The following is a 9,458-nucleotide window of genomic DNA, read 5'->3' on the forward strand; positions in this document are numbered from 1 at the left end:
AGAGACCTAATTTGCGATTTTGAAGTCAGGGTAGGGAGGAAAGTTGCTCAGTTGGACATCTAAGTAGCTGACTTTTGAAAAAGGTGTGGGTCCTTTTCGTATTTCTTGGATAAATTTTGCCATGATAGCAGATGAGTCTGCTTGGGCTAAGATTTCTACTGTGCCATCGTCGTTATTCCATACTCGGCCTGTGATGCCACCAATTTCAAGCGCCAGGCTGTAAACGCCCCAACGAAAGCCGACTCCCTGTACCCTACCTTGCGCAATCATTCTAACCTTTTGCATACCAAACCCCTTTGATTGTGTTATAATATTTCTATGACTATTATAACCTCAAAAGCCAATTCTGTGGTAAAAAATGCCAAGAAATTACACCAAAAAAAATATCGCAAGTCTGCCTATTTGATTGAAGGCTGGCACTTGTTTGAAGAAGCTGTTCAAGCAGGAGTGACGATTGAGAAAATCTTTGCCCTAGAAACTTACCGAGATCAGTTAGCTGCTTTTCCGCAAACTGTCTGGGTTTCAGAGGATATTTTGCTAGATTTGGCGGATTCTCAGACTCCACAGGGCATTGTTGCCGTGGTTCAAAAAGAAGAAGTAGGGCAAGCTGACTTTAGTCAGGGCAAGTTCTTGTTTTTGGAAGATGTACAAGATCCTGGTAATGTGGGAACCATTATTCGGACTGCGGATGCAGCAGGTTTTACTGGAGTGATTGTTTCAGATAAGTCGGCAGATATCTACAGTCTCAAGACCCTACGTTCTATGCAAGGCAGTCATTTTCATCTGCCTATTTACCGGATGTCTAGTCAAAGGCTTCTTAAGGAAGCCAAAGAGGCAGCTATCCCAGTGCTAGCAACAACCTTATCTAAAGATTCTGTTGATTACAGAGAACTGCCTCCTATAGAAAATTTTGTACTAGTCATGGGAAATGAGGGGCAAGGAATTAGTCCCCTTATGGCTGAAAGTGCAGACCAGTTGGTCCATATTAGCATGAAGGGGAAGGCAGAGAGTTTGAATGTTGCCGTTGCAGCTGGTATTTTAATTTTCCATTTAAGCTAATTTTAACTTTCTTTGTTATAATCAAGGAAAGATGTTCATAGAAAAGGAGAAAAGATGAATCACACTATTATTCACGACCGCGCAGGTCTCAATCAATTTTATGCTAAGGTTTATGCCTTTGTTGGTCTGGGGATCGGACTATCCGCTTTAGTATCAGGTCTTATGTTGACCGTCTTTCAGTCTCAGTTGGTTTACTTTTTGATGCAGGGACGCCTCTGGTTGACCATTGCTACTTTTGCAGAGCTAGCTCTGGTCTTTGTTGCCAGCAGTATGGCTTCGAAGAATAGTCCAGCGGCTCTTCCAGTATTTTTACTTTACTCAGTATTAAACGGCTTTACCCTCAGTTTTGTGGTGGCCTTCTATACTCCAGGTACAGTTTTATCTGCCTTTGTATCAAGCGCCCTTCTCTTCTTTGTCATGGCGGCAGTCGGTATGTTCACCAAGAAAGATTTGAGTGGCCTTGGTCGAGCGATGATGGCGGCTCTTATCGGTTTGTTGATTGCTATGGTAGTCAATATTTTCTTGGCTAGCGGTTTCTTTGATTATATGATTAGCGTAGCCATGGTCTTGGTCTTCTCTGGGCTGATTGCTTGGGACAACCAAAGAATTCGCTATGCATATGAGCAATCACAAGGTCGTGTAGAGACAGGTTGGGTTGTGTCAATGGCTCTCAGTATCTATCTTGATTTTATCAATCTTTTCCTAAGTATTCTACGTATCTTTGGTCGCAATGACTAAAAGGTCCCTAACATCAGTGTTCGAAGGAGCGCTGATTTTTTTATATTTGGTCTTTTCTTTTCTTGGAAATAGGTGTATAATGCTTTTAATTAAATTTTTGAGGAGTAGTTTATGAAGAAAAGTTTTATTCATCAACAAGAAGAGATTTCCTTTGTCAAAAACACTTTTACCCAGTATTTGAAAGATAAGTTAGAAGTTGTCGAAGTTCAAGGTCCTATCTTGAGTAGGGTCGGTGACGGGATGCAGGATAATTTATCAGGTGTTGAGAATGCCGTATCAGTCAAGGTTCTCCAAATCCCTGATGCTACTTATGAAGTGGTGCACTCACTTGCTAAATGGAAACGCCATACTTTGGCCCGTTTTGGTTTCGGTGAGGGAGAAGGTCTTTTTGTCCACATGAAGGCCCTTCGTCCAGACGAAGATTCGCTGGATGCGACCCACTCTGTTTATGTTGACCAGTGGGACTGGGAAAAAGTTATCCCAAATGGTAAACGGAATATCGCTTATCTAAAAGAAACAGTTGAGAAGATTTACAAGGCCATTCGCTTGACTGAGCTAGCTGTTGAAGCCCGCTATGACATCGAATCAATCTTGCCAAAACAAATCACTTTTATCCACACAGAAGAGTTGGTAGAACGCTACCCAGACTTGACACCGAAAGAACGTGAAAATGCTATCTGTAAAGAATTTGGAGCAGTCTTCTTGATCGGTATCGGTGGGGAATTACCAGACGGTAAACCGCACGATGGACGTGCACCAGACTACGATGACTGGACGAGCGAATCTGAAAATGGTTACAAGGGTCTGAATGGCGATATTCTTGTTTGGAATGAGTCTCTGGGGGGAGCCTTTGAGTTGTCTTCTATGGGAATCCGTGTAGATGAAGAAACGCTTCGTCGTCAGGTTGCCATTACAGGTGATGAAGACCGTTTGGAATTGGAATGGCACAAGGCTTTGTTGAACGGCCTATTCCCATTGACAATCGGTGGGGGAATTGGACAATCTCGGATGGCCATGTTCCTACTTCGCAAGAAACACATCGGAGAAGTGCAAACAAGTGTTTGGCCTCAAGAAGTCCGCGATACTTACGAAAATATTTTGTAGAGAATCGAACCGTAAGGTTCGGTTTTCTTTCTCTTTTCGCCCATAATTTGGTATAATAAACGGTATGAAAATCGTATCAGGAATCTATGGGGGACGTCCCCTCAAGACACTAGAAGGAAAGACGACAAGACCTACTTCGGATAAGGTTAGGGGAGCTATTTTTAACATGATTGGTCCCTACTTTGAAGGGGGGCGGGTCTTGGACCTTTATGCAGGTAGTGGTGGCTTATCTATTGAGGCAGTATCGCGTGGCATGGCCAGTGCTGTTTTGGTGGAACGAGACCGTAAGGCTCAGGCTATCGTGGCTGAAAATATCCAGATGACCAAGGAAGTTGGAAAATTTCAACTCCTCAAGATGGAGGCGGAAAGGGCTCTGGAGCAGGTATCTGGGGAATTCGATCTCATTTTCTTAGACCCTCCTTATGCCAAGGAACAAATCGTAGCAGATATTGAAAAAATGGCTGAGAGAGAGCTTTTTTCTGAAGATGTCATGGTCGTGTGTGAGACGGATAAGGCCGTTGAACTTCCAGAAGAAATTGCCTGCCTGGGCATCTGGAAGGAAAAGATTTATGGAATTAGTAAGGTGACAGTCTATGTCAGATAAGATTGGCTTATTCACAGGCTCATTTGATCCGATGACAAATGGGCATCTGGATATCATTGAACGGGCGAGCAGACTTTTTGATAAGCTCTATGTCGGTATTTTTTTAAATCCCCACAAACAAGGATTTCTCCCTCTTGAAAATCGTAAACGGGGCTTAGAAAAGGCTGTGAAACATTTGGGAAATGTTGAAGTCGTGTTTTCCCATGATGAATTGGTGGTTGATGTTGCAAAAAGACTAGGGGCTACTTGTCTAGTGCGAGGCTTGAGGAATGCGTCGGATTTGCAATACGAAGCCAGTTTTGATTACTACAACCATCAGCTGTCTCCTGATATAGAAACCATTTATTTACATAGCCGACCGGAACATCTTTATATCAGTTCATCAGGCGTTAGAGAGCTTTTGAAATTTAGTCAGGATATTGCTTGCTATGTTCCCGAGAGTATTTTGGAGGAAATAAGAAATGAAAAAAAAGATTAGATGGCCCTTATATGTCATTGCGGCCTTAATTGTGACTTTCTTGGCATTTGTAGTGCCCTTGCCCTATTATATAGAGGTTCCAGGTGGTTCGGAAGATATTCGCCAAGTCCTTAAAGTCAATGACACAGAAGATAAGGAAGCTGGTGCCTATCAATTCGTTACGGTTGGTGTCCAGCACGCTACTTTAGCCCATATGATTTATGCTTGGTTGACGCCTTTTACAGATATTCGTAGTGCCCAAGAGACTACAGGTGGCTCTTCCGATGTGGAATTTATGCGGATCAATCAATTCTACATGCAGACATCGCAAAATATGGCCAAGTATCAAGGACTGAAAACAGCTGGTAAGGATATTGAACTCAAATATCTTGGGGTTTATGTCTTGACTGTGACGGATAATTCGACCTTTAAAGGGATTCTCAATATCTCTGATACGGTCACAGCAGTCAATGCTCAGACCTTTGATAGTTCCAAAGACTTGATTGATTACGTCAATTCTCAAAAATTAGGGGATTCAGTCAAGGTAACTTATGAAGAGGATGGGCAAACCAAGTCTGCAGAAGGTAAGATTATCACCTTGGAAAATGGCAAAAATGGAATTGGAATCGGCTTGATTGACCGTACAGAAGTGACCAGTGATGTCCCAATTCGCTTTTCAACAGCTGGTATCGGTGGTCCAAGTGCAGGTCTCATGTTTAGTCTGGCCATCTATACCCAAATAGCTGACCCTGGCCTTCGTAATGGCCGTATCGTTGCCGGTACAGGTACCATTGACCGTGATGGTAATGTGGGGGATATTGGAGGTATCGATAAGAAAGTTGTAGCTTCGGCTAGAGAAGGTGCTGCTATTTTCTTTGCCCCTGATAACCCTATTAGCGAAGAAGAACAAAAAGCACATCCTGATGCGAAAAATAACTACCAAACAGCCCTGGAAGCAGCTAAAACAATCAAGACAGATATGAAAATCGTGCCAGTTAAAACCCTACAAGATGCAATTGATTACTTGAAAAACAATCCCTAATTTTTAAGTGAAGTTTCCAAACTAGCGTACAAACAGAGAAGATGGTATAATAGTCAAATGGTTCAATTATTATTCACTCTAAGCAGTCACATGCTCTTTATTTATGTGAGTTTTTACCTTTTAAAGGATCTTGTTAGATGGGAAAATGTTTTAAAAGTGACAGCTGAGAATACAGGAAAAGTTCGTTTACTAGTAGCCTTTTTCAGCATTGTAATGGGCTACATCATGAGTTCTTTCTTTATCAGCCTGTATCAGTTGTGGCAAGAAGCGCTTAGAGGATTATTATAAAATCAAGAGTAAAGGAAATAAGTATGGAAAAAATTGTGGTTCAAGGTGGCGATAATCGTCTGGTAGGAAGTGTTACGATCGAAGGAGCAAAGAATGCAGTCTTGCCTTTGTTGGCAGCGACTATTCTAGCAAGTGAAGGAAAGACCGTCTTGCAGAATGTTCCGATTTTGTCAGATGTTTTCACTATGAATCAGGTGGTTCGTGGTTTGAATGCCAAGGTAGATTTTGATGAGGAGGCTCATCTTGTCGAGGTGGATGCGACTGGCGATATCACTGAGGAAGCTCCTTACAAGTATGTCAGCAAGATGCGTGCATCTATCGTTGTCTTAGGGCCAATTCTTGCTCGTGTAGGTCATGCCAAGGTATCTATGCCAGGCGGTTGTACGATTGGTAGTCGACCTATTGATCTTCATTTGAAAGGTCTGGAAGCCATGGGAGCTAAGATTAGTCAGACAGCTGGTTACATCGAAGCCAAGGCTGATCGCTTGCATGGCGCTCATATCTACATGGACTTCCCAAGTGTTGGTGCTACGCAGAACTTGATGATGGCAGCGACTCTAGCTGATGGGGTAACAGTGATTGAAAATGCTGCGCGTGAGCCTGAGATTGTTGACCTAGCTATTCTCCTCAATGAAATGGGAGCTAAGGTCAAAGGTGCTGGTACAGAGACCATTACCATTACCGGTGTTGACAAACTTCATGGTACGACTCACAATGTAGTCCAAGACCGTATCGAAGCAGGAACCTTTATGGTAGCTGCTGCCATGACTGGTGGTGATGTCTTGATTAAAGACGCTGTTTGGGAGCACAACCGTCCCTTGATTGCCAAATTGCTTGAAATGGGAGTGGAAGTGACAGAGGAGACTGAAGGAATTCGAGTTCGCTCTCAACTAGAAAATTTAAAAGCTGTTCATGTGAAAACCTTGCCCCACCCAGGATTTCCAACAGATATGCAGGCTCAATTTACAGCCTTGATGACCGTCGCAAAAGGGGAATCAACTATGGTGGAGACAGTTTTCGAAAATCGTTTCCAACACTTAGAAGAAATGCGTCGCATGGGCTTGCATTCTGAGATTATCCGTGATACAGCTCGTATTGTTGGTGGTCAACCTTTGCAGGGGGCAGAAGTTCTTTCAACTGACCTTCGTGCCAGTGCAGCCTTGATTTTGACAGGTTTGGTAGCACAAGGAGAAACTGTGGTCGGTAAATTGGTTCACTTGGATAGAGGTTACTACCGTTTCCATGAGAAGTTAGCGCAGCTAGGTGCTAAGATTCAGCGGATTGAGGCAAGTGATGAAGATGAATAAGAGATCAAGCTACGTAATCAAGCGTTTACTTTTAGTCATTTTGGTACTGTTTTTAGGTGCTCTAGCCTTAGGTATCGGCTTAATGGTAGGTTATGGAATCTTGGGCAAGGGTCAAGATCCATGGGCTATCCTGTCTCCAGCAAAATGGCAGGAATTGATTCATAAATTTACAGGAAATTAGGCTGGAGAACCAGTCTTTTTCTAGAGATAAGGAGAAAAATGGATAAAAAAACAAGACAGACACTGATCGGGCTGCTAGTGTTATTGCTTTTATCTGCGGGAAGCTATTATATCAAGCAGATGCAGTCGACAGCTAATAGTCCTAAAACAAAGGTTAGTCAGAACAAACAAGCTTCTGAAGCTCCTAGTCAAGAATTGGCAGAAAGTGTCTTAACAGACGCAGTCAAGAGTCAAATAAAAGGGAGTCTTGAGTGGAATGGATCAGGTGCTTTTATTGTCAATGGTAATAAAACAAATCTAGATGCTAAGGTTTCAAGTAAGCCTTATGCTGATAACAAAACAAAGACAGTGGGTAAGGAAACCGTGCCAACTGTAGCTAATGCCCTCTTGTCTAAGGCTACTCGCCAGTACAAGAATCGTGAAGAAACTGGAAACGGTTCGACTTCTTGGACTCCACCAGGCTGGCATCAGGTCAAGAATCTAAAGGGATCTTATACCCATGCAGTCGATAGAGGTCACTTGTTAGGCTATGCCTTAATCGGTGGCTTAGATGGTTTCGATGCCTCGACAAGCAATCCTAAAAACATTGCTGTTCAAACAGCCTGGGCAAATCAGGCGCAAGCCGAGGATTCAACTGGTCAAAACTACTATGAAAGTATGGTACGTAAAGCCTTGGACCAAAACAAGCGTGTCCGTTACCGTGTAACCCTTTATTATGCTTCAAACGAGGATTTAGTTCCTTCAGCTTCACAGATTGAAGCCAAGTCTTCAGACGGAGAATTGGAATTCAATGTTCTGGTTCCCAATGTTCAAAAAGGGCTTCAACTGGATTACCGAACTGGAGAAGTAACGGTTACTCAGTAAAAGATAACATAAACTCCTATGTCACTTGTGGATATAGGAGTTCTTTTTTACTAGTTTAAGCAGGGTTACAATAGACACTGATACTCAATGAAAATCAAAGTGCAAACTAGGAAGCCAGCCGCAGGTTGCTCAAAGCACAGCTTTGAGGTTACAGATAAAGCTGACGTGGTTTGAAGAGATCTTCGAAGAGTATGAGAAAAAATAATATGTACTGGACTATATTTTGTGATATAATAAAGGATAAGATACTATTTTAGGAGAAGAACTATGGAAGACCCAAGTAGTCAGAATTTGTTGCTACAATTTGTTTTATTGTTTATCTTGACGATGTTAAATGCTTTTTTCTCAGCCACAGAAATGGCCATGGTTTCACTTAATCGTGCGCGGGTTGAACAAAAGGCAGAAGAAGGAGATAGACGCTATATCCGTCTGCTGAAGATACTAGAAAATCCTAACCACTTTTTATCAACCATTCAAGTAGGGATTACCCTGATTACGATCTTATCAGGGGCGAGTTTGGCAGACACTCTGGGACGAGAAATTGCATCTTGGCTTGGAAATGGTGAAACATCTTATGCCGTTGCCAGTTTTCTGTCTTTAGCATTTTTGACTTATATTTCCATCGTTTTTGGGGAATTGTATCCTAAGAGAATCGCTCTTAATCTAAAAGATGCCTTGGCGATTCGTACAGCGCCAGTTATTATTGGATTGGGGAAACTAGTTAGTCCCTTTGTTTGGCTCTTATCTGCATCTACCAATCTCTTGAGTCGCTTGACTCCGATGACTTTTGACGATGCTGATGAAAAAATGACCCGTGATGAAATTGAGTACATGTTGACAAAAAGTGAAGAAACACTAGATGCTGACGAAATTGAGATGTTACAAGGGATCTTTTCACTGGACGAATTAATGGCCAGAGAAGTCATGGTTCCTCGAACGGATGCCTTTATGGTGGATATTCAGGATGATAGTCAAACTATCATCCAAAGTATTTTAAAACAAAATTATTCTCGTATCCCTGTCTATGATGGAGACAAGGATAACGTGATTGGAATTATTCACACCAAGAGTCTCCTTAAGGCGGGCTTTGTGGACGGTTTTGACAATATTGTTTGGAAGAGAATCTTACAAGATCCACTTTTTGTTCCTGAAACTATTTTTGTGGATGATTTGTTAAAAGAACTGCGCAATACCCAAAGACAAATGGCAATCTTGCTGGATGAATACGGTGGGATGGCTGGTTTGGTGACCCTAGAAGACCTCTTAGAGGAAATCGTTGGGGAAATCGATGACGAAACAGATAAAGCGGCAATAGATGTTCATCAAATCGGTGAGGATACTTACATTGTTCAAGGTACCATGAATCTCAATGATTTTAATGACTACTTTGATGTTGAACTGGAAAGTGATGACGTTGATACCATCGCTGGTTACTATTTGACAGGAGTTGGGACCATTCCAACGACTGAGAAACTCAGTTATGAATTAGTCAGCCAAAACAAACAGCTTATCCTAACCAATGATAAGGTGAAAAATGGACGTGTTACCAAGGTAAAAGTCCAAATTACCGAAGTTGAAATAGAAGAAGAAACAGAGTAAAATAGAGGCTTTTGTCACCAGGCGTGACAAAGCTTTTTTCAGTTGATTTCAAAAGGAATTGTGTCCTCGAAAAAACTTAGTCTCAGAAGTTTTTTAAAATCATGCTTATTTAGCTGAAGAAAAAGAAAAAAGCCCTTTAAATGGCTCTATAATATTTGTAGTGGGTAAATCCCCTATGGATATTATGGAGCCTATTTTGTTGTAGAAAAAAAGTCC

The 9,458-nt window shown here is 42.0% G+C and carries 12 protein-coding genes; 11 read left to right on the forward strand and 1 reads right to left on the reverse strand.

Annotated features, from left to right (window positions below):
- Positions 1 to 6: 6 nt before the first annotated feature.
- Positions 7 to 285 (reverse strand): acylphosphatase, encoded by a 279-nt coding sequence (locus M1G12_RS06880; RefSeq protein ID WP_020903085.1) that lies wholly within the window; start codon positions 283 to 285, stop codon positions 7 to 9.
- Between the two features lie 33 nt (positions 286 to 318).
- Between M1G12_RS06880 and M1G12_RS06885 the strand changes: the two genes are divergently transcribed.
- The 11 genes from M1G12_RS06885 (at position 319) to M1G12_RS06935 (ending at position 9,242) form a co-directional block, all read left to right on the forward strand.
- The gene (locus tag M1G12_RS06885) at positions 319 to 1,059 is read left to right on the forward strand and encodes a TrmH family RNA methyltransferase (RefSeq protein ID WP_031233149.1); all 741 of its coding nucleotides are present in this window, start codon (positions 319 to 321) and stop codon (positions 1,057 to 1,059) included.
- Between the two features lie 54 nt (positions 1,060 to 1,113).
- Positions 1,114 to 1,797: a Bax inhibitor-1/YccA family protein gene (locus M1G12_RS06890; RefSeq protein ID WP_049510787.1), complete on the forward strand. Its 684-nt coding sequence runs from the start codon at positions 1,114 to 1,116 to the stop codon at positions 1,795 to 1,797.
- Between the two features lie 111 nt (positions 1,798 to 1,908).
- A complete protein-coding gene (gene asnA / locus M1G12_RS06895; protein ID WP_000748003.1) occupies positions 1,909 to 2,901 on the forward strand; it encodes an aspartate--ammonia ligase in 993 nt (330 codons plus the stop codon).
- Between the two features lie 64 nt (positions 2,902 to 2,965).
- Positions 2,966 to 3,505, forward strand: coding sequence for a 16S rRNA (guanine(966)-N(2))-methyltransferase RsmD (rsmD, locus tag M1G12_RS06900; protein WP_247949615.1), 540 nt, complete (start codon positions 2,966 to 2,968; stop codon positions 3,503 to 3,505).
- Entirely contained in the window at positions 3,495 to 3,983 is a 489-nt protein-coding gene (coaD, locus tag M1G12_RS06905; protein WP_247949616.1) for a pantetheine-phosphate adenylyltransferase, read from the forward strand. Before rsmD ends, coaD begins: the two co-directional genes overlap by 11 nt.
- Positions 3,967 to 5,004, forward strand: coding sequence for a SepM family pheromone-processing serine protease (locus tag M1G12_RS06910; protein ID WP_247949617.1), 1,038 nt, complete (start codon positions 3,967 to 3,969; stop codon positions 5,002 to 5,004). Before coaD ends, M1G12_RS06910 begins: the two co-directional genes overlap by 17 nt.
- A 57-nt stretch (positions 5,005 to 5,061) precedes the next feature.
- Positions 5,062 to 5,292, forward strand: coding sequence for a DUF1146 family protein (locus M1G12_RS06915; protein ID WP_153220469.1), 231 nt, complete (start codon positions 5,062 to 5,064; stop codon positions 5,290 to 5,292).
- A 23-nt stretch (positions 5,293 to 5,315) separates the two neighbouring features.
- Positions 5,316 to 6,599 carry a UDP-N-acetylglucosamine 1-carboxyvinyltransferase gene (gene murA / locus M1G12_RS06920; RefSeq protein ID WP_084887482.1) on the forward strand — a complete coding sequence of 428 codons (1,284 nt, stop codon included), beginning with the start codon at positions 5,316 to 5,318 and terminating at the stop codon, positions 6,597 to 6,599.
- Complete coding sequence (locus M1G12_RS06925) at positions 6,592 to 6,780, forward strand: DNA-directed RNA polymerase subunit beta (protein ID WP_070480259.1); 189 nt, start codon at positions 6,592 to 6,594, stop codon at positions 6,778 to 6,780. Before murA ends, M1G12_RS06925 begins: the two co-directional genes overlap by 8 nt.
- A 38-nt stretch (positions 6,781 to 6,818) precedes the next feature.
- Positions 6,819 to 7,643 (forward strand): DNA-entry nuclease EndA, encoded by an 825-nt coding sequence (gene endA, locus M1G12_RS06930; protein WP_214617458.1) that lies wholly within the window; start codon positions 6,819 to 6,821, stop codon positions 7,641 to 7,643.
- A 267-nt stretch (positions 7,644 to 7,910) separates the two neighbouring features.
- Positions 7,911 to 9,242 carry a hemolysin family protein gene (locus tag M1G12_RS06935; protein WP_247949618.1) on the forward strand — a complete coding sequence of 444 codons (1,332 nt, stop codon included), beginning with the start codon at positions 7,911 to 7,913 and terminating at the stop codon, positions 9,240 to 9,242.
- Positions 9,243 to 9,458: the final 216 nt, after the last annotated feature.

It is taken from the genome of Streptococcus mitis (assembly GCF_023110375.1).
Classification (GTDB): Bacteria; Bacillota; Bacilli; order Lactobacillales; family Streptococcaceae; genus Streptococcus; species Streptococcus mitis_CI.